Origin of the sequence: Pseudomonas sp. gcc21 (assembly GCF_012844345.1) — a bacterium.
GTDB lineage: Bacteria > Pseudomonadota > Gammaproteobacteria > Pseudomonadales > Pseudomonadaceae > Halopseudomonas.
Genome location: NZ_CP051625.1, coordinates 1,475,043 through 1,499,203, shown reverse-complemented (window position 1 = coordinate 1,499,203; position 24,161 = coordinate 1,475,043). Strand labels below are relative to the sequence as shown.

Annotated in this window: 18 protein-coding genes; all 18 read left to right on the top strand. The window is 54.5% G+C overall.

The window, feature by feature from the left end; translation table 11 throughout:
• Positions 1-16: 16 nt before the first annotated feature.
• The 18 genes from HG264_RS06975 to htpG all read left to right on the top strand — a co-directional run bounded on the left by HG264_RS06975 (position 17) and on the right by htpG (position 23,693).
• Positions 17-1,672, top strand: a complete 1,656-nt coding sequence (locus tag HG264_RS06975; protein WP_169406990.1) for a heparinase II/III family protein — start codon at positions 17-19, stop codon at positions 1,670-1,672.
• Positions 1,669-2,847 (top strand): glycosyltransferase family 4 protein, encoded by a 1,179-nt coding sequence (locus HG264_RS06970; RefSeq protein WP_169406989.1) that lies wholly within the window; start codon positions 1,669-1,671, stop codon positions 2,845-2,847. Before HG264_RS06975 ends, HG264_RS06970 begins: the two co-directional genes overlap by 4 nt.
• Position 2,848: 1 nt before the next feature.
• A complete protein-coding gene (locus tag HG264_RS06965) occupies positions 2,849-3,802 on the top strand; it encodes an SDR family oxidoreductase (protein ID WP_169406988.1) in 954 nt (317 codons plus the stop codon).
• Between the two features lie 60 nt (positions 3,803-3,862).
• Complete coding sequence (locus HG264_RS06960) at positions 3,863-4,882, top strand: glycosyltransferase family 4 protein (RefSeq protein WP_169406987.1); 1,020 nt, start codon at positions 3,863-3,865, stop codon at positions 4,880-4,882.
• Entirely contained in the window at positions 4,879-5,451 is a 573-nt protein-coding gene (locus HG264_RS06955; protein WP_169406986.1) for an acetyltransferase, read from the top strand. The genes HG264_RS06960 and HG264_RS06955 overlap by 4 nt, the downstream gene beginning before the upstream one ends.
• A 922-nt stretch (positions 5,452-6,373) precedes the next feature.
• Entirely contained in the window at positions 6,374-7,498 is a 1,125-nt protein-coding gene (locus tag HG264_RS06950) for a Wzz/FepE/Etk N-terminal domain-containing protein (protein WP_169406985.1), read from the top strand.
• Positions 7,499-7,646: 148 nt separating this feature from the next.
• The gene (locus HG264_RS06945; RefSeq protein WP_169406984.1) at positions 7,647-8,891 is read left to right on the top strand and encodes a hypothetical protein; all 1,245 of its coding nucleotides are present in this window, start codon (positions 7,647-7,649) and stop codon (positions 8,889-8,891) included.
• A gap of 157 nt (positions 8,892-9,048) precedes the next feature.
• Positions 9,049-9,798: a glycosyltransferase family 2 protein gene (locus HG264_RS06940; protein ID WP_169406983.1), complete on the top strand. Its 750-nt coding sequence runs from the start codon at positions 9,049-9,051 to the stop codon at positions 9,796-9,798.
• A gap of 76 nt (positions 9,799-9,874) precedes the next feature.
• The gene (locus tag HG264_RS06935) at positions 9,875-11,104 is read left to right on the top strand and encodes an oligosaccharide flippase family protein (RefSeq protein WP_169406982.1); all 1,230 of its coding nucleotides are present in this window, start codon (positions 9,875-9,877) and stop codon (positions 11,102-11,104) included.
• A complete protein-coding gene (locus HG264_RS06930) occupies positions 11,088-11,921 on the top strand; it encodes a glycosyltransferase family A protein (protein ID WP_169406981.1) in 834 nt (277 codons plus the stop codon). The genes HG264_RS06935 and HG264_RS06930 overlap by 17 nt, the downstream gene beginning before the upstream one ends.
• A gap of 61 nt (positions 11,922-11,982) precedes the next feature.
• Positions 11,983-12,969: a glycosyltransferase family 1 protein gene (locus HG264_RS06925; protein ID WP_169406980.1), complete on the top strand. Its 987-nt coding sequence runs from the start codon at positions 11,983-11,985 to the stop codon at positions 12,967-12,969.
• A gap of 264 nt (positions 12,970-13,233) precedes the next feature.
• On the top strand, positions 13,234-14,112 hold the full coding sequence (gene galU, locus HG264_RS06920; RefSeq protein WP_169406979.1) for a UTP--glucose-1-phosphate uridylyltransferase GalU: 879 nt from the start codon (positions 13,234-13,236) through the stop codon (positions 14,110-14,112).
• Between the two features lie 13 nt (positions 14,113-14,125).
• Positions 14,126-15,421, top strand: coding sequence for a UDP-glucose/GDP-mannose dehydrogenase family protein (locus HG264_RS06915; protein WP_169406978.1), 1,296 nt, complete (start codon positions 14,126-14,128; stop codon positions 15,419-15,421).
• A 9-nt stretch (positions 15,422-15,430) separates the two neighbouring features.
• Complete coding sequence (pgi, locus tag HG264_RS06910) at positions 15,431-17,083, top strand: glucose-6-phosphate isomerase (RefSeq protein WP_169406977.1); 1,653 nt, start codon at positions 15,431-15,433, stop codon at positions 17,081-17,083.
• 9 nt (positions 17,084-17,092) lie between these two features.
• Positions 17,093-18,487: a phosphomannomutase CpsG gene (locus HG264_RS06905; protein WP_169406976.1), complete on the top strand. Its 1,395-nt coding sequence runs from the start codon at positions 17,093-17,095 to the stop codon at positions 18,485-18,487.
• A gap of 102 nt (positions 18,488-18,589) precedes the next feature.
• Positions 18,590-19,606 carry a UDP-glucose 4-epimerase GalE gene (gene galE / locus HG264_RS06900; protein ID WP_169406975.1) on the top strand — a complete coding sequence of 339 codons (1,017 nt, stop codon included), beginning with the start codon at positions 18,590-18,592 and terminating at the stop codon, positions 19,604-19,606.
• 45 nt (positions 19,607-19,651) lie between these two features.
• Complete coding sequence (locus tag HG264_RS06895) at positions 19,652-21,655, top strand: nucleoside-diphosphate sugar epimerase/dehydratase (protein WP_256663802.1); 2,004 nt, start codon at positions 19,652-19,654, stop codon at positions 21,653-21,655.
• A 133-nt stretch (positions 21,656-21,788) separates the two neighbouring features.
• Entirely contained in the window at positions 21,789-23,693 is a 1,905-nt protein-coding gene (gene htpG, locus HG264_RS06890) for a molecular chaperone HtpG (protein ID WP_169406973.1), read from the top strand.
• Positions 23,694-24,161: the final 468 nt, after the last annotated feature.

Below are 24,161 nucleotides of genomic sequence, written 5' to 3'. Positions count from 1 at the left end.
TGTCCCTGGATGACGCATGCCAAGCCGCACCAAATTATTATTTGAAACTGCCCGCCATCTTACTGCTCGCCAAATCGTTTACCAGATCTATTACCGGTTTGTTACCAGAAAAACACCCGAGGTGATGGAGCTCGTGTCTCCACGTGGAGCTGAGCAGTGGGAGTTTCCCTCGTATGCTTATCGGTCCACGCTGGACGGTGAAAAGTTTACGTTTCTGGGAAAAACCGCAACGTTGGGCGGGCAAGGCGAATGGAACGACCCGGCCCTCGATAAGTTGTGGCTTTATAACCTCCACTACCTAGATGATTTGAACGCAGTGGATGCGGAAGATGACCGGTTAGCCAGGGAGCTTGTGGATGCCTGGATAGCAGGTAATCCGCCTGTTACCGGGAACGGCTGGGAGCCTTATCCGCTATCTCTGCGAATTGTGAATTTGGTTAAGTGGCTTGGGCGTCAAACAAGTTTGGACCCGCGGTGGTTGTCTAGCCTTGCGATGCAGGCTCAATCACTGAGCCGGCAGATCGAGCACCATATCTTGGGGAACCATATTTTCGCTAACGGTAAGGCGCTGGTGTTTGCAGGCGCTTTTCTGAATGGGCCTCTAGCTGATTCGTGGCTTGCGCAAGGCTTGGGTATTCTTGACAGACAGGTTGACGAACAGTTCTTAAGTGATGGGGCTCATTTTGAACTGTCCCCCATGTACCACTCGATACTGCTTTGGGATATGTGCGACCTGGTAAAACTCGCACAATCTTCAAGTCTTCCGGGTCTGACGCTGCGCGCGAGACAATGGCGTGCTGTGGTGGAGCGGGGTTTGAAATGGCATCTGTCGATGCTTCACCCGGACGGTGAGATTCCTTTCTTCAACGACGCAGCGTTTGGTATAGGGCCTTCATTTGCAGCGCTGAGCAGCTACGCAGAATCGCTGGGTTTGGCGCCGCCAAGTGCTGTTCCCGCTGACCTCGTTACCGCTACCTTCAATGCCCCGAGCGGGTACGCTGCGGTTTCGTTGCCTGGCGAGACCAAGGCGCTGATTGATCTGGCGCGAGTCGGGCCAGATTATCAGCCGGGCCATGCTCACGCGGACACGCTTAGCTTTGAGATGAGCATATTTGGCAAGAGGGTCTTCGTGAACTCGGGCACCTCGCAATACGGGGAAAATGCCGAGCGCCATCGACAACGAAGCACCGCTGCCCACAACACCGTTGAAATTGATGGAAAGAATTCGTCAGAAGTATGGGCGGGATTTCGCGTGGCGCGCAGGGCTTATCCAACGGTCGAGAGCTTCGCGGATGGGGATAGGGTTGTTGTCATAAAGGCAAAACATACTGGCTACCAACGGCTGGTAGGGCGGAACGTCCATTCACGGGCATGGCAGTTTGAAGAAAGATCACTCGAGGTCAGCGACGCCGTTGACGGGCCTCATGGGGTGGCTGTTGCGCGTTTATACGTGCATCCGGATGTCACATTTGTAAACCGGGACGGTGTGTTCACCGCTGCGGTCGATACAGCAGACCATGTTCAAGTCATATTTGAGGGCGCGGAGCAGGTGCGTTTAAAGCCCGCGACCTGGCACCCGCGGTTCGGTGAGGTCATCGAAAACCAGTGCATAGAGGCGGTCTTCAGCTGCGGAAAACTGGTAACACGTATTCAGTGGAGTAGCAGTGAATGAGGTTTTTGATATTGAGTTTCTACTATCAGCCTGACCTTTCGGCTGGCTCGTTCAGAACAACCGCGCTGATAAAAGCTCTACTGCAAGAGCTGCCGGATGATGCGCACATCGACCTTATTACCACATTACCTAATCGGTACAGTTCGTTCTCTAGCGATGCCCCTCAGCGCGAAGAATTTTCCAGACTCACTGTGCACCGGTTAGCGCTGTCAGCCCACAAAAGCGGCATGATAGATCAGTCGAAAGCGTTCATCTCCTACGCCAAGGGTGTGATGGATTTGGTGAAAGGCAAGAAGTATGACCTGGTTTATGGCACCTCATCCCGGCTGATGACAGCAGCACTGGCAAAATATGTAGCTTGGCGTGCTAAAGCGCCGCTGTATCTTGATATCAGAGATATTTTTGTCGACACCATCAAGGACGTGCTGCCGGGGAAGTCGAGGATGGTTATCAAGCCCATAGTCACTCTGCTTGAGCGCTGGACGCTTAGGTCGGCGGGGAAAGTAAATCTAGTGTCGGGAGGTTTCCTCCCATACTTCGAGCAACGCTATCCAAACAATAGTTACTCCCTATTTACTAACGGTATCGATGATGAATTCATTGAGGCCGGGGCCCAGGAAAGTGACCGGAGTTACGGGTCTTTAACCGTTTTGTATGCAGGCAATATTGGTGAAGGGCAGGGGCTGCATTTAATTATTCCTCAACTAGCTGCGCATTATGGCGGACGGCTCCGTTTTCAAATCATTGGCGATGGAGGAAGGCGCCAGCAGCTTACTGATGCGCTTGCAGCGAAGGGTTGTCATAACGTGGAGATACTGCCTCCAGTGAAAAGAAACGAGCTTATCGCAGCCTATCAGGCGGCGGATATTTTATTCCTGCATCTCAATGATTACGAAGCCTTCAAAAAAGTATTGCCGTCGAAGGTTTTTGAGTATTCGGCTCTCGGTAAACCGATCTGGGCTGGCGTGGCGGGCTATGCGGCTGAATTCATCAAGTCTCATGTCAGTAACGCAGCGGTATTCGAGCCGTGCAACGTAGGGCAGGCGATTGAATCATTCGAAACAATTCAGCTTGATATAACCCCTAGAGCAGAATTCATAGAGCAGTTTGCGAGGCGGAACATAATGCAATCAATGGCCAAGGATGTCGTTCTGGCTTCCGCGGAGCGCTGTTGATATGGATATCTTGTTGACCGGTGCCACTGGTTTCGTCGGACGTGCTCTACTCGCCCGGCTTCTAGACGATGAGTACCAGGTAACGGCGGCTGTGCGTGATACCAGCACCAGTATTGACACGCGTGCAATTAGTGCCCATGTGCAAGGTTTATCCGCAGACACTCAATGGGCATCTGCACTGGCAGGTCAGCAAGTGGTTATCCATTCCGCTGCCCGCGTTCATGTCATGGATGACACTGCCAGTGATCCCTTACAAGCCTTCAGGCAGGTAAACACAGAGGGCACGCTCGCACTAGCAAGGCAAGCCGCTCTGGCGGGTGTAAAGCGCTTCATATTTATCAGTTCAATCAAGGTTAATGGTGAAGGCACTGCGTTGGGCCGTCCCTACACCGCCTTCGATAAGCCCGCGCCCCAGGATCCCTATGGCATATCCAAATTCGAGGCAGAAGAGGGGCTCAAGGCTCTAGGTGTTGAAACGGGGATGGAAGTAGTGATCATCCGTCCCGTGCTGGTGTATGGGCCAGGCGTGAAGGCTAACTTTCAGAGCATGATGAATTGGATGAACAAGGGTGTGCCGCTGCCGCTCGGTGCGATCAATAACAAGCGCAGCATGGTGGCGCTGGATAATCTGGTTGATCTGATAGTGACCTGCGTAGATCATCCTGCTGCCGCAAACCAGACATTTTTGGTGAGCGATGGGGAAGATCTGTCGACTACGGAACTGCTCAAGCGTACAGCCCGTGCATTGGGCAAGGCGCCGCGGTTATTGCCGGTGCCGGCGGGATTGTTAGAGCTGGGTGCGGGTATGTTGGGCAAGCGTGCAGTCGCGCAGCGGTTGTGCGGGTCTTTGCAGGTGGATATTCGACATACCTGTGAAACGCTTGATTGGCAGCCGCCCGTGTCGGTGGATGACGCGTTGAAAAAAACCGCTGATGCGTTTTTAGCGGGCCGTTGAGTACGTGCGGCTATAGGTTCCCGCGTTCGCGGGAATAATGAGTCACTGAAAGGAAACTGTATGCTCTGGTTGCTTTTGATCCTGGCCGTGGCCGGGATTTCTTGTTTATTGACCTATGCTCTTCGCCGTTATGCCCTGGCTAATAGCCTGATCGATATCCCCAATGCACGTAGCTCGCATTCGATACCTACCCCCCGTGGGGGTGGTGTGGCGATTGTGGCGGTGTTTCTTGCTGCGCTCCTGTTGTTGCCTTTCGTCAGCGAGGTGTCCTGGCAGTGGGTGATTGGTCTCGGCGGCAGTGGGTTGTTGATCGCGATGGTTGGCTTTCTCGACGACCATGGGCATATCGCTGCTCGTTGGCGGTTGCTGGCGCATTTCTCCGCTGCTGCCTGGGCGTTGTTCTGGGTGGAGGGTGATCTGGTGCTGCAGTTGCCGGGCTTGACGGTCGAGCTTGTCTGGTTGGTCTATGCCCTGGCGGCGTTCTTTCTGGTGTGGTTGCTCAACCTATATAACTTCATGGACGGCATTGACGGCATTGCCAGTATTGAGGCGATTACCACTTGTCTTGGTGGTGCTCTGATCTATTGGTTGCTTGGGCATGATGATCAGATACTCGTGCTGCTGGTACTCGCCGCTGCTGTGGCGGGTTTTCTGTGCTGGAACTTCCCGCCGGCGCGGATATTCATGGGGGATGCCGGAAGTGGCTTTCTCGGCCTGATGCTGGGTGTGCTGACGGTGACGGCGGCGATGGTTGAGCCGCAGTTGCTGTGGAGTTGGCTGATTCTGCTGGGCGTGTTTGTACTGGATGCCACCTGGACGCTGTTTCGCCGGTTGGCGCGGGGCGACAAGGTGTATGAGGCTCATCGTAGCCATGCGTATCAGTTTGCGTCGCGCGAGCTGGGTTCTCATTTGCCAGTAACCCTGGTGGTGCTTGGCATAAACCTGTTTTGGTTGCTGCCCTGGGCCTGCGCTGTAGCGCTAGGGTATGTCGATGGTTTGCTGGGCCTGCTGATTGCGTATGTGCCGTTGGCCATATTAGCTGTGAGGTTCAAGGCCGGAGCGCTTGAGGTGCAGGCATGAGCGGCACCTTGCTGGTGTTGGGAGCAGGTGGCCATGGTAAATCTGTGGCCGAGGCTGCGTTATTGGATGGGCAGTGGGATCAGGTGCTGTTTCTGGATGATGCCTGGCCGGATGTGACTGAGGCTTTGGGTTTTGACGTACTGGGTAAGGTTGCGGATGTTGCTCAGGTTGCTGAGCGTTGTCAGGGCGCGATCGCTGCGGTAGGGAACAACGCGGTGCGGGAGCAATGGATTGGTTTGATTGAGGGTGCAGGGGTTGAGCTGGTTTCTGTTGTGCATCCCAAGGCTTGGGTAAGTCCTAGTGCAGTCGTCGGAGCAGGTACTGCTGTGATGGCTGGTGCTGTCGTGGGCACGGTTGTTGAGGTGGGTAAGGGCGTGATTATTAATGCCAACGCGACGGTGGACCATGATGTGGTGATGGAAGAGCTATCGCATATTGGGGTGGGTGTGCAGCTCGCTGGCGGTGTGCGTGTCGGTGCCCGGGCTTGGTTGCAGGCTGGTGGTAGCTGCGGGTACGGCGTTGTGGTGGAGGCTGGGGTGGTGTTGGGGGCGGGAACGGTGTTGGGGTAGTTTGGAGCTACGGTTCCCGGAGGGCGGTGTTTCTGAAACATTGGCGTAGCGCAGGCGCGCTACACCCCCAGGCAGGCTTGGCGTAGCGCAGGCGCGCTACACCCCCAGGCAGGCTTGGCGTAGCGCAGGCGCGCTACACCCCCAGGCAGGCTCGGCGTAGCGCAGGCGCGCTACACCCCCAGGCAGGCTTGGCGTAGCGCAGGGGCGCTGCACCCCCAGGATGGCGCAGAGGCTGCGGATTGGTTATCCCTGGGGTTGGCGTGCGCCTGCGCGCCGACGCGCTAATTGGCGTGCGGTTCCGGGCAATTGGACCGCGGACCGGGTTGGGTTTAGTGACCCCGTATGACGCTGGCGTAGCGCAGGGGCGCTCAACCCCGGCTCAAGTCGTGCAGGGGCGCTATACTCCCAGGATGGTGCCGAAGGTGCTGGGTTGGCTTTCCCTGGCTTGGGCCGCATTCGAAGCCGCCAACAGGTTTTGATATCCTGCGGATCTCGGCGTACCGCAGGGGTGTAACATTTCTTCCGCCGATCGACGATGTTATCAGCATTGGTTCGCAGATTTGCGAACAGCTCCTCCCTTGCTCTATCCAACTCCATTCTGTAAGAAGCCGACCGCCAAAAGCTCTGGCTGGAACCAATCGAGCTCTTGCTACTCCTAAGCCATCCTGACTGGACAGGCTCTCCTCTGGTCTTCCCTAGGCGACAAAGTTGTAACTAGCCAATCCAACGAGATAGTATTCGCGCCGGTACTGGGCGGGAAATTAACGTTTTGGAACAGCCGGTCTCAGTCGCGAGCTCAGAATCTGGCTGATAACAAGCGATTGGAGCATCGATTGGTGATGTGGCATCTGGGTCTGTTCTCGAGAAACGACAGCAAATCTTGGGGCGGTAGCGTGTCTAATATTTCCATTATGAGGTTACTGTGCACGAAGACATAAAAAAACCAACGCTACGCGACAATGCGGGCGAAATGGATCTATATGAGCTTTGCACCAGCCTCTGGAAAGAAAAGTGGTTGGTCCTCGCAGTGACTGCTCTCGGTCTTCTGCTTGCTGTTGCGTATGCTTTGCTGGCTACTCCGGTATACAAAACCGAAGCCACTGTCATTCCTCCCCGCCAGAGCGACATTGCTGCGTTTAATTTGGGCCGGTTGTCCGTCACTGCCGCTCAAGGGCAGAGTCAGAACGCTGTAGCGCTTAGCGAATACACGGCAGACCAAGTGTATAGCGTGTTCAAACGTAACTTGCTTTCCTCATCCCTCAGAAACGCCTTCTTTGAGCAATATTATTTGCCGTATATCGGGGTCGATATGGCAGATGAGGACACGGATGCACGAGACAATCTGCGCAGGGATTTCGCTGAAAAGTTGATCGTGAGCCAGCCCGACCAGCATGGGCGCCCAGATTATTATCAAGTTGTCGTCGAGCTGGAAGATCCCCATCTGGCAGCGACCTGGGCGAACGAGTATGTGGCTCTTGCTGCAAGCAACGCTACACATGAAATGGTCAATAACGTACTGAGTGAGGTGTCCATCCGGAGTAGGGTTGCCGAACGCCGGATTCGCGGCCTTCGCAGCTTGGCGCAGCAGCAGCGTCTGGATCGCATAGCGCGATTGAGAGAGGCATCTGCCATTGCGTCGTCACTGGGCATCGATCAACCGCAGGCTACCGTAGGTCGAGCGTTTGCGGACAGTGAGCTTGCCGCTTTCGTAGAGGGCGACCTGATGTATATGCGCGGATCCAGAGCCCTGCAGGCAGAGCTGGCGATACTGGAAGCCCGCGAAAACGATGCGCCGTTCATTCCTGAGTTGAGGGAGCTGGAGAGCCAGCTCGCCATGTTACGCGGGATCAGCGTGGACGAAGATGCCGTTTCGGTCTTTACCCTTGATGGTGCGGCTGAGGTGCCGGAGACGCCGGTGAAGCCGAGGAAGGGGCTGGCGATACTTCTAGGAATAGCTCTGGGCGGTCTCTTAGGGGTAGGGATAGCGTTGCTTCGCATTTCGCTCAGGTCCTCGTCAGCCAAAGCGCGCTACGTGCCACGTCGCTAAGCCTTCATCAAGCGGAGAGCGTCAGGGCTATGAACTGCATAGCAAATCTCTCGCCTCAAGGGAATCGCATGATGCATTTGGGCTTAAATAGGCGTCGGAGCACCGCATCGGTCCGCCTCCAAATACCTATCGGGAGAATTCGCGGTTAATGTCTATGTTCGTTTATGCGACGCTTTTCATTTCCGTCATCTTTCTCCCTAGTCTGGTTATGACCTCTACCGGACAAAGCTCTATGGCGGCGGGCTTGGCGCTCTGCTTTGTGGGCTTGGCTTTGACCTTCTGTTTCGATCGTGATCGCGAGATTATTACGCCATTACCTATAGCTTCAGGGTGGCTGATCGGCATTCCTTTCGTAGTTCTATTGCATGCCGTAGTAGGGATTCTGTTCGAAGAAGGCTTCGCTTTGGGCAGGTTCATCGGAAGTTATCTCCTGCTGATCATGATGCTGATTGCCTCATGGATCGCCGCTAACAAACTCATTCCTTTATCCTGGCCCACAATGGACAGGCTGGTTGAGCTAGGGTTGTGGGGCCTGTTGATCAACTCGGTGTTTGGGTTGTTGGGCATGAGAATATTCGCTTACACGACCCACAAACCGGTGGGGCTCTTTGCCGAACCATCGCATTTTTCTCTAATCTTGGCGCCGCTATTGATATATGCGTTCGTCTCTCGATTACGATTCAACGTCATCTATTTATGCTATTTGGCAGTGTGGGCGGTCCTGGTTCAAAGCTTGACCACCGTTCTGGTGGTTTTGATGTGTGTCGTATTGAGCATAAAAATAACCCTGTCGAGGGTCTTCATATGCTTGTTTGCGGTTGTTGGATCAATCTACGTACTCCGCACTGATTATTTCGCGTCCCGTCTTACGTTTTCAGCATCCTCTGATAATCTCTCGGTACTCACGCTCATTCAAGGCTGGGAGTCCACTTTGCTCATGCTCGATGCCACTGGGGGGTGGGGAGTGGGGTTTCAACAATATGGTCTGGAAGATTTCTTCGGGGAAGCGGCATATCGGATGAAAGAGCTAGGCATCGAAGTGATTACCCGCCTCGATGGTGGTACAACCGCCGCTAAACTGGTCGGGGAGTTCGGCATCATAGGGTTGGGTTTTCTGGGTCTTTACTGCGTCGGCTTACTCATTGCGTTCTTAAAGATCCGCTACGCCTACAACCACCATCATGCCGGCGGGAAAGTGTTTATTTTTGTATGCTTTTACGCATCCTTCATTGAATTCTTCGCCCGTGGGGCTGGTTATTTTACGCCGACATTTTTTCTTTTTGCAGTTTCGGTATTGGGCTGGCTGGTTATCGCGAGTCGCTCTGGAATGCGGCTTGAAGGCGACTCGAATGACACATTAGGCAACCAGTTATACTCTGAAACAAGGCAGTGATAAGGAGATTCACCCGTCTTTTTGAAAAGGTAGATATAATCATTTGTCAAGAAAATCGACGTCGGAACCAGGTTCCGACAACGATTAGATGGCAGCTCAACTCATAAAAACGAGTGGTCGCTTTGAAGCAAAAATTGGCTGCATCTAAAGGATGAGCATGAAAGTATCGGTTATTACAGTCTGCTATAACAGCGAGACCACTGTTCGGGAAGCCATCAATTCTGTGCTTTCTCAAGATTATACTGACCTGGAATACATCGTGGTCGACGGGTGTTCTAAAGATTCGACCCTTAACATTATTAATGAGTACTCAACCCGAGTGACTCGGATTGTGAGCGAGCCGGATAAAGGTCTGTGGGACGCGATGAACAAGGGCATCGAGCTTTCCACCGGGGATTGTTTTTGTTTCCTGAACTCGGATGATTTTTTCGCCGATCCGGGTGTGGTTACCCGTATGGTCCGTCGCTTGACGCAGACAAACGCTGACGCCGTGTATGGATATGTTGATATTGTCGACCCAATAGCTACCGACAAGGTAATTCGACGATACAGAATAAGCTACTGCAACAAGACTATTTTTCGCTTGGGTATGATGCCTGCTCATCCTGGATTTATGTGCAAACGTTCTTTTTTCGAACGATATGGTGGGTTTTTGCTGGATGATGCGATGCCGCAAGACTTTGAGCTGTTAGTTCGATATTTGGCAAAAGGTAATATGAAGGCAAAGCTTTTGCCTGAGGTTATAGTCAGAATGCGCAATGGTGGAGTTAGTAATCGATCCTTTATGGATCGCGTTAAACGGGTTAAAGCGCTGGTCGATGCGTGCCGAATGAACGGAGTGTGGACGAGTATTTTCATTGTTCCTCTTAAATATCCAGTTAAAATATACGAGTACGTACGAAAATGATCGCGTGTTCTTATGACCTGGCGCGCTCTCAGATATCCAGGGCAACGAGCTGAGCGTGGTCGGACGATACTTTCAGATGATTCGTAACATTGCCTGGCTCGCTATTGAGCGCGGCGGGATCATCGCGTGCGGGTTGTTATCTAGTGCACTGATTGCGCGGGCGGTGGGAGTTGAGGGCTACGGTAGTTTCCAATATGGATTGGCGGCTTTTAATATATTTCTTGCTTTTACCTATTTTTGTGGTGCGGAGGTAATAGTTCCGAAGTTGAGTGCTAATCCGCAAGATGAACGAAAAATCTGTGTTAATACTTTTGTGTTGCGATTCTGGTTGGCGTTCGTGACCTTTTTTTCTTTCATTTGTTACGTCTTGCTGTTTGGCCCAGAAGAAAAACTATATATTGTTATCTTTGGGCTGATGCTGTTTCTTAAAGAGCCGTTCGGAGTGATAATTGCTCTGTTTCAGTCTCGCACTGACAATAAGAAAACAGCCCTCATCCAGCTGCTTGGAACTATAGTCAAGACTGTCTTGGTAGTTGTTCTGTTCTATATGGGTGTCGCTGCACTTGAAGTCTATGCGCTTGCATGGTTGCTCGAGTCACTTGCGGTTGCTTTGGCGCTGACGTACTTGGGATATAAGGTACTTGGCAAAATTAATATAAGCAACGTTTCGTCTGAATACATGCTCAAGCTGCTGAAGGCTGGCGCGCCGATTGGTTTGGCGTTCTTTTTGCTTTCGGCTATGCAAAGGATTGACAGGCTGATATTGCCTGGCCTCATAGATGCGGGGGATTTTGGAGCCCATGCCGCTGCGATGCAGATCACCGAGAACCTGTATCTGCTGGGCAATATCGTAATTATCAGTCTGGCTCCGCTGTTGATATACAGCGTTGGGTCTATCGAAGATGTGCGGCGTAATATGATAACCGTGGTTGCGGTGATGGTCGCGTTGGGGCTGGGTGTCGTATCTTTGTTCTACGGTTTTGGTGAGTTTATAATACGGGGGCTTTTCGGTGCCGATTATTATGCGGCTGCGTTAAATATAAAATATGCGGTGCTTGTGGTTTTTTTGTATTTCGTGGAGCTATCGCTTTCGATTTTTTTCTATAAGTACTCGCTGGGGCGGCTGGTGCTAATTAAGTATGGTTTGGGGTTGCTCGTAGTATTGTTGGGTAATTTTTCCCTGGCTCCTGTTTATGGAGCGGCAGGATCGATACTGTCGCTTGCCCTAGGTTATATTATATTAATAATTTTCAGCCTGGTAGTTGTCTGTACTTTCACGGAGTCGACGAATGAAGCCTCGATTTAGCCTGGTTATAGCGACCCTCGGACGTGTCGAGCAGCTACGTGCGTTGTTCAAGTCGATAGTAAGGCAGTCCTATTCTAACTTTGAAATAATATTGGTGGATCAGAATCAGAGGGGCATGCTGGATAAGCTGGTGAGTGAGTTTTCCAGCCTGAATATACATCATCACGTAGTGGCTTTCAGGGGGGCGGCGAGAGCCAGGAATTACGGACTTGAACATAGTCTGGGCGAATTTATTTTCTTTCCTGATGATGATTGTGAATTCGTTAACGACATACTTCAAGACGTTGATGAGTACTTCAAAGCTAACCCGTCTGTGTCAGTTTGTGCTGGCAGATGCATAGAAAGAGATGGTAGCGACAGCGTGATCCAGTTTTCAGGTTCTGCATCCTACCTGACCCTGGATGATCACGCAGGAAAGTTCGTTGAAGCCACCATGTTCTTTCGTCGGGATGCTATAACTCGAGTTTTGTTTGATGAACAGCTCGGGGTTGGCACTTTCCATGGTGCGGAGGAGGGGCGAGATGTTGTAATTCGGATGCTGAAAGAAGGCTTTTCGATTTATTACGATCCGCGTTTTAAGGTTTATCATCCGAACAAGATAAGGGACTATTCCAATCTTGATGAGTTACGAAGAGTATTTACTTATAGGTGTGGGTTCTCAAGGCTATGTGTAAAGCACAGGTTACACAGGGAGCTGGGGAAGCGCTTGCTAATGGTTACTTGTTATATTCCATATGCGGCGGTTGTTGATAGAAGGAAAGCTCGATATTACAGCGCCGAGCTGCTTGGTCTCTTGGCTGGCGTTGTTATTCCGTAGGTCGAATCGGCAGTGATTTAGCTCGTTCTACCCCTGTTCTTTAGCGTTAGGTGTGTGATGCATGATTCTTTATGATGGGGTGATATACAAATTGCAACAGTCAGGGGGCGTTTCCGTTCTTTTTAATGAGCTGATTCAGCGCCTGCCTCCTGAGAGCTACCGCGTTGAATGTGAAGATTTGAAATATCCATGGCAGCGGTACATGGCCTTTCCAGTGAAAGCACCATACGACATATTTCACAGCACTTATTATCGAGTACCCTCCCGCAAGCACGGGGCTGTAGTTGCGACCGTCCACGACTTTACGTATGAAAGGTATGTAAAAGGTCCTCGCCGATGGGTTCATACTCTGCAAAAACTAAGATCAGTAGCCAGCGCAGACCGGATTATATGCGTTTCCGAGAGCACAAAGCGGGATCTCCTAGAGTTCTTCGGCCATCAATACGAAGCTCGTATCGTTGTGGTTCATAACGGTGTCTCCGAAAATTACTTTCCTGTTGCAGGTACTCCGCGCTGTGCTCAATTACTGTTCGTTGGCGCACGCGGCGGGTACAAGAATTTTTCCGCGGTAGCCGCTGCGATTTCGCCTCTGCGCGATTTGGAACTCCTTTGCGTCGGGGGGGGAGCTTTCACCCGTGATGAAGTAGAGTTCCTGGAACGGACGTTGCCAGGCCGTTATCGGCATGCCGGATTTTTAAGCAATGAAGCTCTGAATCTCGAATACAACCGGTCTCTGGCTCTGGTGTATCCGTCGCTCTATGAAGGGTTCGGTATTCCCGTCCTTGAAGCGATGCGTGCAGGATGCCCTGTTATCGCTGTCAGGAGCTCATCTATCCCAGAAGTAGCTGGGGAAGCAGCTTTGTTACTCGATACGGGTGAGGTGGAAGATATCCGGTGGGCGGTGGAGAGAGTCCTGGATCCTGTTCATTGGGGCGAGCTGAGCCGGAAGGGCCAGGAACAGGCCAGCCGTTTCAGTTGGGATGTAACCTATCGTAATACCTTGGAGGTTTACGAGGATATTCTCGGCAGGTCGTTAACACATGACTGACGTAATTTGACGTTTTGTCCGAAGCGCCGGTCCGTGAGCTGAGCTTGTTTTGGACGGTCTTCACAGGCGGCTCCGCGGCCGGGGTGTCTCGCGCTTCAGACGGCGCGTTCGCTTGATTACAATTTGGTTCTTGACGGAACTTACCTGCTGAAAAACGTTCCACACAACAGGCAGGTTGGCGTCCCTTTCATGGCTGGCTTGCACCCCCGCAGGCTTATGGCATGCATGGACTACTGACATCGATTTCTACTACATGGAGTTTCCGTGAAGGTTACTAAAGCCGTTCTCCCCGTCGCAGGTCTTGGTACTCGTTTCTTACCCGCAAGCAAAGCTATTCCCAAAGAAATGGTCACCGTCGTAGACAAGCCGGTGATTCAGTACGTGGTTGAGGAAGCGCTCGCCGCCGGTATCAACGAAATCGTGCTGGTAACCCATTCCAGCAAGCGCGCAATTGAAGATCATTTTGACAAGAATTATGAGCTCGAAGCCGAGCTCGAGCGCCGCGGCAAGCATGAATTGCTCGAGGTGTTGAAGGAAACCGCCCCCGCTGGTTTGAAAGTATCGGTGGTGCGTCAGGGTTCGGCTCTGGGTCTTGGGCACGCAATCAACTGTGCCCGCGCCATCATTGGCGATGCGCCCTTTGCAGTCATGCTGCCCGATGTGCTGGTCCAGCAGGCAGGCACGCGCACTGACTTGGGTGTCATGGCCGAGCATTTCCATGAAACCGGTAATGCCCAGATCATGGTTGAGCCGGTGCCCTATGACCAGGTCAGCTCCTACGGCGTGGTGGATATCAGTGGCGCAGAGCTCGAAGCGGGCGACGGCGCGCCGATGCATCGTGTGGTGGAGAAGCCGCCGCGTGATGAAGCGCCTTCCAACCTGTCCATCGTCGGACGTTACATTCTGCCGGCACGCATTTTTGATCTGCTCGACAACACCCCCCCAGGCGCTGGCGGCGAAATCCAGTTGACCGATGCCATCGCTACGCTGATGGAAGAGCAGGGCGTTGATGCCTTCCGTATACGTGGTCGCTCCTTCGACTGCGGGAGCAAACTCGGCTACCTCGAAGCCACTCTGGCTTATGGCCTTAAACACCCCAAACTCGGTAGCGACTTCCGGGACTTGTTAAAGCAGTACCAGTGAGGATCTAAGCGCAATGTATATCGATGTGTATGGAGACACGCTGTGCGCGCTCGTTAGTGCTGCCGGCCTGGCTTCCACAGGTCACAACGTGTGTTTGCACGTGCCGGAAGGACCCGCAGCAACAACCCTGGCCAATGGCGGCTGCCCTTATCGTGAGCCGGGGCTGGCTGAACTGGTCACCGAACAAACCATAGCCGGCCGCTTCAAACTGGCTGCCGGTGATATGCCGCCCGATGAGCGCGCCGCGATCATCTGGCTGGCGCTGTCGCCCACCGACGTCGATCTCGCCTTCGAAATCATCGGCAAGCTGCCGACCGAAAGCGGCCGCAGCTGGGTGGTGGTGAATCAATCAACCTTCCCGGTCGGCACTACCGAAGCGCTGGAACGCGCATTGGCTGAGCTACCCGGCAGCGAGTCCACCCAGCGTGTCGCCGCCAGCCTGCCGGATCTATTGATCGAAGGTGCTGCAGTTAAGAGTTTTACCGCAGCAAACCATTGGCTGCTGGGCTGTGATTCGGCCTGGGGCCGCCGCATGGTTGCCGAGGCACTACGGCCGTACAACCGCCGCCGCGACAACATCATGATGATGCGTCCGCGCGAGGCCGAGTTCACCAAGCTGGCCATCACCGGCATGCTCGCGACCCGCCTGAGCTTCATGAACGATATGGCCAATCTGGCGGACATGCTGGATGTGGACATCGAGCGTGTTCGCCAGGGTGTCGGCAGGGATCAGCGGATCGGCGATAGCTATCTGTACCCGGGTTGCGGTTTTGGTGGGCTGAGCTTCTCGCAGGATGTGATGAATCTGGCGTCGACGCTGAAGCACAGCGGGATCCAGGCACAGCTGCTGGACCAGGTAATGCGCATCAATGAACGCCAGAAGGAATCGCTGTTCCGCAAACTGTGGCGCTATTACAGCACCGATTTGCAGGGTAAAAAGGTGGCGATCTGGGGCGTGGCATTCAAGCCTGAATCAGCCCGTATCGACAATGCTCCTGCGCTGAAATTGATCGAGGCGCTCTGGGCGCAGGGCGTGCAGGTGCATGTTCATGATCCGCGTGCGTTACCTGCATTGGCAGAGTGGGCCGGCAATCGCCGCGACCTGGTTCTGCACAAGGATCCTTACGCGGCGCTTGTGGATGTCGACGCGCTGATGCTGGTAACCGAATGGGATGCATACATGAGTCCTGACCTGTCTCATATGAAGGCCACCATGAAGCAGCCGTTGCTGCTCGACGGTCGCAATATCTGGGATCCGGACTTCATGAAGCAGAACGGGTTTGAATATTTTGGGATTGGACGACGCTGAGTGACCCTGATGACTGAAGCCAGAGACAAGCAATGGGACGAGCTGATCACTCACGGTAAATCGGTGGAGAAACAGCATATTGCCGATTTCTTCGCCGAAGACAGCGAGCGATTCAACAAGATGCATCGGCAGTTCGGCCCGCTGATGTACGACTTTTCCAAACAACGGATGACCACCCAGACCCTGCGCCATCTGATCGATCTGGCTGACGCGCACGATCTGCAGGGTTGGATCGACAGGCTATTCAGCGGTGAGCAGGTCAACTGCACCGAGGGCCGCGCGGCCATGCACTGGGCGCTGCGTTTGCCGGCCGAGGCCAAGTGCCAGGTGGGTGACGACAACGTAACTGCACAAGTGCATGGCCAGTTGCAGCAGATGGAGCGGATTGTTGCTCAGATTCATGCCGGGCAGTGGCGCGGTGCAACCGGTGAAGTGATCACTGATGTGATCAATATCGGGGTAGGGGGGTCGGATCTCGGGCCCTTGATGGTCACCGAAGCGCTGAATGATTTCACCTGTCCGACCAAGCATCGGTTGAACGTGCATTTCGCGTCGACGATCGACGGCAGTCAGCTTTCTCAGCTCCTGCGTGACAAGAAACCGCAATCGACGCTGTTTGTAATCTCATCCAAATCCTTTACGACCATTGATACGCTGACCAATGCGGCGACGGCTTTACAGTGGTTACAGCGGTCCTTTGGCAAGCGCGCCAGTTCCAGCATCCTGCATTGCCACTTCATCGGCGTTTCGGCATCGCCGAACAAGATGACCGAGTGGGGCATTGCCGAGGAGAACCAGTTGGATTTCTGGGGCTGGGTCGGCGGTCGCTACTCGCTGTGGTCGGCAATCGGTCTGCCGATCGCGTTGAAGATCGGTATGCATGGCTTTCGTCGCCTGCTGGCCGGTGCGCACGATATGGATGAGCACTTCAAGACCGCGCCCTGGCAGGACAACCTGCCGGTACTGATGGGCATGATTGGCGTCTGGAACACCAATATTCTGGATATCAACGCACTGTCTATCCTGCCCTACGACGGTCGCCTCAAGCAGTTGCCCCTGTATCTCGAGCAGCTCGAGATGGAATCCAACGGCAAGAGCGTGACGCGGGAAGGCGAGCCGGTGGCTCGTTCGACCTGTCCGATTATCTGGGGGGACGTCGGCCCCAATGCCCAGCACGCGTTCTATCAGCTGCTGCATCAGGGCACCGAAGCGGTTACCTGCGACTTTATCGTCCCGGTACGCCGGTACCACGAAGCCGAGCACCACGAGGCCGCGGAAGAACTGGCTGCCCAGCATCAGCTGTCGTTGGCCAACTGCCTGGCTCAGTCGCGCTTGTTGGCGCTCGGGGATGCGGCACTCAAAGATGCCGAGGACATGCCGCTGCACATGCGCTATCGCGGCAACCAGTCCAGCTCGACGGTCCTGCTCGACGAACTCAATCCCTACAGTCTGGGCGCACTGATCGCCCTGTACGAGCACAAGGTGTTTGTGCAGTCGGTGATCTGGGGCATCAACCCCTTTGACCAGTGGGGCGTGGAAATGGGCAAGAAGATCGCCATGAGCACCCTGGCGAAGATTCGTGGCGAAGACTCAAGCCTGGATGACACTGATGTGTCCACCGCCGGACTGTTGCGGCGGATCAAGGCAGAATGGAAATCATAGGAAACTGACATGACACAGCTTACGTGCTTCAAGGCATACGACATTCGCGGCCAGCTCGGGACCGAACTGAACGAAGACATCGCTTACCGCATTGCCCGCGCTTTCGCCAAATGGCTGAAGCCCAAGCGCATCGTGCTGGGTGGTGATGTGCGCGAAACTTCTCCGCAGCTCAAAGCCGCCCTGGCCAATGGCCTGCGTGATGAAGGCGTCAACGTATTGGATCTGGGCCTCGCCGGCACCGAAGAAGTCTACTTTGCGACCTTCCATTTGGGCGTGGACGGCGGTATTGAAGTCACTGCATCGCATAACCCGATCGATTACAACGGTCTGAAGCTGGTGCGCGAGGGCAGTCGCCCGATTTCAGCCGACACCGGCCTGAAGGATATCCGCGAGATGGCCGAAGCCAGCCATTTTCAGCTAGTGGATGGTCGTGATCCGTCGGTACCGGATGGTCAGCGTGGCAGCTATGAGCTCGTTGATACCCGTGCGGACTTTGTTGAGCACCTGATGGGGTATATCGAGCCCGAGGCATTCACACCTTTGAAATTGGTGGTCAACGCAGGGAACGGCGCAGCCGGCCCGGCCATTGATGCCATCGAAGCGGCCTTCAAGGAAAAGAACATTCCCGTCACATTCGTGAAAATCTGCCACGAACCTGACGGCACCTTTCCGAACGGGATCCCCAACCCGATCCTCACCGAGAATCGGGCTATTACCAGCGAAGCGGTGCTGGAACATGGCGCTGATATGGGTATTGCCTGGGACGGCGACTTCGACCGCTGCTTCCTGTTCGATGAGCAGGGCCGATTCATCGAGGGCTACTACATCGTCGGTCTGCTGGCCGAGGCCTTCCTGAAGAAGGAGCCGGGCGCAGCCATCATCCACGACCCGCGTCTGGTGTGGAATACCATCGAACAGGTCGAGCAGAATGGCGGCCGTGCAGTGCAGACCAAGGCGGGCCACGCGTTCATCAAGGAACGTATGCGCAAGGAGGACGCGGCCTACGGTGGCGAGATGAGCGCCCACCATTACTTCCGTAACTTCGCCTACTGCGACAGCGGCATGATTCCCTGGTTGCTGGTAGCCGAGCTGCTGTGCCGCAAGGGCAAGCCGATGTCGACGCTGGTTGATGAGCGTATCGCTGCGTTTCCCTCTTCCGGTGAAATCAACCTGACGGTTAGCGACGCACCGGCGGTACTGAAGGCCATCGAAGGGCAGTACGCCAAGGATGCGCTGGATGTCGACTACACCGACGGCGTCAGCATCCGCTTCGATGAGTGGCGCTTCAATCTGCGCGCCTCCAACACCGAGCCGGTGATCCGCCTGAACGTGGAGAGCCGTGGTGATGCCGCATTGATGGAGCGTGAGACACAGAAGCTGCTCGATAGTATTCGCGCATTGTGACGTAGCTATGAGGCGGGTGCCGCTATTGGTCGCACGCCTCATTGATCGCTCTGCCTGTCTGATATACTCCCCTCACTTTTTTGGGTGAGGGATACGCGGCGAATGAGCAAAACCATTCTCGTGACCGGCGGTGCCGGTTATATCGGTTCGCATACCTGTATCAAGCTGCTTGAAGCGGGATATCAGGTGCTGGTGCTGGACAATTACAGCAATAGCAGCCCCGAGGCTACGCGCCGGGTCGAGCAAATCACTGGCAAAACGGTATCGGTTATCGAGGGCGACATCAACGACGCGCCGCTGCTCGATAATGTGTTCTCCTCCAATGAAATTCATGCCGTCATTCACTTCGCCGGTTTGAAAGCCGTGGGTGAATCTGTTGCGCAGCCGCTGCGTTATTACCATAACAATGTAAGCGGGACTGTCGTTTTGTGTGACTCGATGCGACGCGCCGACGTCAAGAACCTCGTGTTCAGCTCATCCGCGACGGTTTACGGTGATCCAGCCACCCTTCCAATCAACGAAGCCTTTCCTACCAGCGCGACCAACCCTTATGGTCGCTCCAAGCTCATGATTGAAGAACTGTTGGGGGATCTGCATGCGTCTGATCTCGGATGGAATATTGCATTGCTGCGGTATTTCAATCCCGTGGGGGCGCATCCGTCTGGTCTCATAGGGGAGGATCCTGCAGATATCCCCAATAATCTGATGCCCTATATAGCTCAGGTAGCTGTCGGCCGTCGTGAACGGCTGAATGTGTTCGGTGGCGACTATCCAACACATGACGGAACCGGCGTTCGCGACTACATTCATGTAATGGATCTGGCTGACGGGCATGTGCGTGCACTGGAATGGTTGAACGCCCAAGCAGGTATTAGGGCATTCAATCTTGGCACAGGTATCGGCTACTCGGTGCTCGATATGCTCAAGGCGTTCGAAAAGGCTTGCGGTAAGACATTGGATTACGTGATTTCCGACCGTCGGCCGGGCGATGTGGCCAGCTGTTACGCTGATCCACAGCGTGCAGCAGCCGAGCTGGGCTGGTCAGCCAAGTTAAACCTGGAAGCAATGTGTGTTGATGCCTGGCGATGGCAGGAAGGCAATCCGCAAGGTTATAAATAAATCCTCCCGTGTAATGGAATGCTCCAAGTGCGAAACAAGGTCTCTATGATCAAGGAAAAACTGATTGGTTTGAGCTACGGCCAGAAACGTAGTCTTCAGATTGTTGCCGATGTGGTCTTGATGTGGGCTGCGTTATGGATAGCTTTTGTGATTCGCCTGGGTCCGGAAGGATGGATATGGCCGGAGGGTAGCCAGGGTTGGCTGTTCGTGCTGGCTCCTCTGGTTTCTGTCCCGTTTTATGTGCGCATGGGCATGTATCGCGCAGTGATGCGGTATTTCGGCAACGATGCGCTGAAGTGCATATTCCGGGCGGTGACCGCTGCTTTTATTGGCTTGGTGATCGCAGTAATGGCATTGCGAGTGTCGGGTATGGACCTGTTCCAGTCGCGATCCATTTTATTCATGTACTGGTGTCTGAGTCTGGGCATGCTTGGCGGGCTGCGTCTTGTTGCTCGCGAATATTTCACGGGGCATTGGTTTACCGCAGGCAAGCAAATTGCTCACGAAATGCTGCACAAGGAGATGGCGGGCAAGCCCATCGCCATCTACGGGGCTGGCGCAGCAGGCAATCAGTTGCTGGCGTCAATCAAGGTGGGCCGTTTGTATAAGCCCGTGGCATTTGTGGATGATAACCCGGCTCTTGCGGCGCGGACTGTGTCCGGTTTACCAGTATTCAGTGCTACTGATATCGATCGCATGATCGACTCTACGGGTGCGGAAGAGTTATTTCTGGCCATTCCCTCGGCAACCCGTGCGCATCGGCAGCAGGTGTTGGCAAACCTGCAGCAGTACCCGTTGCACGTAAAAACCATCCCGGGTTTATGCGATATCGCCAGTGGCAAAGTCAAGGTAGATGACCTGCAGGAAGTGGATATCGCCGACCTGCTCGGAAGGGACGCAGTGCCGCCGGAAGCTTCGTTGTTTGAGCGCTGCATCAAAGGCAAGGCTGTCATGGTTACTGGTGCGGGCGGCTCGATCGGCAGTGAGCTATGCCGCCAGATCATGACGTCACGTCCCACTACTTTGGTGCTGTTCGAACACAGCGAGTTCGCGCTCTATGCAATACATGGCGAGCTCGAGAACTTCCTGAGGACCTGTGATTTCGAAGTAAATCTGGTGCCGATACTGGGCTCAATCCGCAACAGCACGCGGCTGCGACACGTGATCAGTGCCTGGAGTATCAAGACGATCTACCATGCCGCAGCGTATAAACATGTGCCGCTGGTTGAGCACAATGTTGCCGAAGGGATCATGAATAATGTGTTCGGTACATTGAACGTGGCCCAGGCGGCTATCCGTTGCCAGGTTGAGAATTTTGTACTGATTTCCACTGACAAGGCAGTACGACCGACCAATGTAATGGGCTCGACCAAGCGTATGGCAGAGCTGGTATTGCAAGGACTGAGCGCAGAGCAAGCGCCCAATCTGTGGAACGAGGATCCGTCGGTGAAACACTTGAATCGCACACGGTTCAGTATGGTGCGCTTCGGTAATGTGCTGGGGTCGTCCGGTTCGGTGATACCGCTGTTCCGTAACCAGATCCGTATGGGCGGCCCGATCACGGTGACCCATCAGAAGATTACTCGCTACTTCATGACCATCCCCGAAGCGGCGCAGCTCGTCATCCAGGCCGGTGCCATGGGTGAGGGCGGTGATGTATTTGTGCTGGATATGGGCGAGCCGGTGAATATCGTCGATCTTGCGAAGAAGATGATTTTGCTGTCTGGTCTGTCGGTTAAGGATGAAGAGAATCCGAACGGTGACATCGAGATTGCTTTCACCGGCCTCCGTCCCGGCGAGAAGCTGTATGAAGAGCTGCTGATCGGCGACAATCCGAAGGAAACGGCGCATCCGAAAATCCGCAAGGCCAATGAGGCGCTGTTGCCGTGGAGTGAGCTGTTGCCGGTCCTCAATACCATCCGCCAGGCGGTGCGGGAGGATGATTACGACACCATTCGTGAGTTGCTGCTGAAGACTGTACAGGGCTACAAGCCTAGCAACGGTATCGTCGATCTGCTGTACGAGCATCACCGTCGCGCAGTCGATTAAGATTTTCCTCGCTGTATCCCCTCAAGGCGTCTTGAAATAATCAGGCGCCGTCCCCATCAAGGGTTCATCTCGCCGCTCCGGGCTTAGCTCGGACAGGCCAAGCCATAGATGAACCTGATGGAGATCAAGCAACATGACCGTGGAAGCCCATAAGGAAACGCTCGGATTTCAGACTGAGGTGAAGCAGCTGCTGCACCTCATGATTCACTCGATGTATTCGAACAAGGAGATCTTCCTTCGCGAATTGATTTCCAACGCATCGGATGCCTCCGACAAGCTGCGTTTCGAAGCCATTGCCAACCCTGATCTGCTGGAAAACCAGCCTGACCTGCGCATTCGTATCAGCGGTGATGAAGAAGCCAAAACGCTGACCATCGAGGACAACGGCATCGGCATGTCCCGTGATGAAGTGATCGAGAACCTCGGCACCATCGCCAAATCCGGCACCGCCGCCTTCATGCAGCAGCTGACCGGCGACCAGAAGAAGGATGCGAGCCTGATCGGTCAGTTCGGTGTGGGTTTCTACAGTGCCTTTATCGTTGCCGACAAGGTTGAAGTCTTTACCCGTCGCGCTGGTCTGGATGCGTCCCAGGGTGTGCGTTGGGAATCCGCTGGGGAAGGCGACTTCACCATCGAGACCATCGAGAAGCCGGAGCGTGGTAGCCGCATCGTATTGCACCTCAAGTCCGGTGAAGGTGAGTTTGCCGATGGCTGGCGCCTGCGCAATGTGATCAAGAAGTACTCCGATCACATCTCTCTGCCGATTGAGCTGCCCAAGCAGCATCATGGCGAGGAAAAAGACAAGCCCACCGAGGTTGAATGGGAGACCGTCAACCGTGCCAGCGCGCTCTGGACCCGTTCGCGTACCGACATCAAGGACGAGGAATACCAGGAGTTCTACAAGCACGTTGCCCATGACTTTGAGGACCCGCTGACCTGGAGCCATAACAAGGTTGAAGGCAAGCTGGAATATACCTCGCTGTTGTACGTGCCTGGCCGTGCGCCCTTTGATCTGTATCAGCGCGAAGCGCCCCGTGGCCTCAAACTGTACGTTCAGCGCGTGTTCATCATGGATGACGCCGAGCAGTTCCTGCCCTTGTACCTGCGCTTCATCAAGGGTGTAGTGGACTCCAATGATCTGTCGCTGAACGTATCGCGGGAGATTTTGCAGAAGGACCCGGCCATCGACAGCATGAAGTCTGCGCTGACCAAGCGTGTGCTGGATATGCTGGAGAAGCTGGCGAAGAAGGATCCGGAAGAGTACAAGAAGTTCTGGAAGAGCTTCGGTAGCGTGATCAAGGAAGGCCCGGCGGAAGATTTTGCCAACCGTGAGAAGATCGCTGGCCTGTTGCGCTTCGCTTCGACTCAGCAGAATGATGACAGTGAAGTGGTTGGTCTGGACACTTACATCGAGCGCATGCAGGAAGGTCAGGACAAGATCTACTATCTGACCGGCGAGCGCCACAGTCAGGTCAAGAACAGTCCGCACCTGGAGATCTTCCGCAAGAAAGGCATCGAAGTGCTGCTGCTGACCGATCGTATCGACGAGTGGCTGATGAGCCATCTGACCGAATACAAGGACAAGCAGTTCGTCGATATCGCCCGTGGCGATCTGGATCTCGGCAAGCTGGAAGGCGAGGAAGACAAGCAGGCTCAGGAAGAAGCGGCCAAGGCCAAGGCGGATCTGGTGCAGCGCATCAAGGACGTGCTCAAGGAAAATGTCGAGGACGTGAAGGTCTCTCACCGCCTGACCGATTCACCGGCGGTGCTGGTAGTGGTCGAGGACGGTATGGGCCTGCAGATGCGCAAGATTCTGGAGGCGACCGGGCAGCAAGCGCCTGAGAGCAAGCCGATTCTGGAGATCAATCCTGCCCACCCGCTGCTGGAAAAGCTGGACAGTGAGCAGGACGAAGAGCGCTTCGGTGATCTGACGAATATCCTGTTTGATCAGGCGGCTTTGGCTGCGGGTGAGAGCCTGCAGGATCCCGGCACTTATGTGCGTCGGCTGAATGCTTTGTTGGTGGAGCTTAGTAAGTAAGCTACCGCTCTGGTGGTATCGAGGCCCGGACATGAGAGTGTTCGGGCTTTTTTGTGGGTGGTTGGTTTTGATTGTTGGTTTGTGAGATAGGGTGTGTCGGATGGATTGCCGTAGCGCAGGCGCGCTACAGCCCCAGGGTGTGGGCGGCGTGTTTTTCCCTGGGGGTGTCGAGCGCCTCGGGCCGCGTTCGGACGCGACGCCGGGGTTGGCGCGGATTCGTATGTTGGCTCGCTGGTGTGAGTGGTGTCTGCAGCGGCCGTGCGTATCGGATGGATTGCCGTAGCGCAGGCGCGCTACAGCCCCAGGGGGTGCCTTGTTGCTGGTAGGGTGTGCTGTCGCGGAGCATGACATGTTTGGTATGTTTGATGATGGCACGGCGCTATGTTGCGGGAGGGGGCGATCGGGACGCCGAACCGCCGCCGCGATCTGGCCGATAGGCCAGTTGTTTTATTGTCTGAAATAAAACCC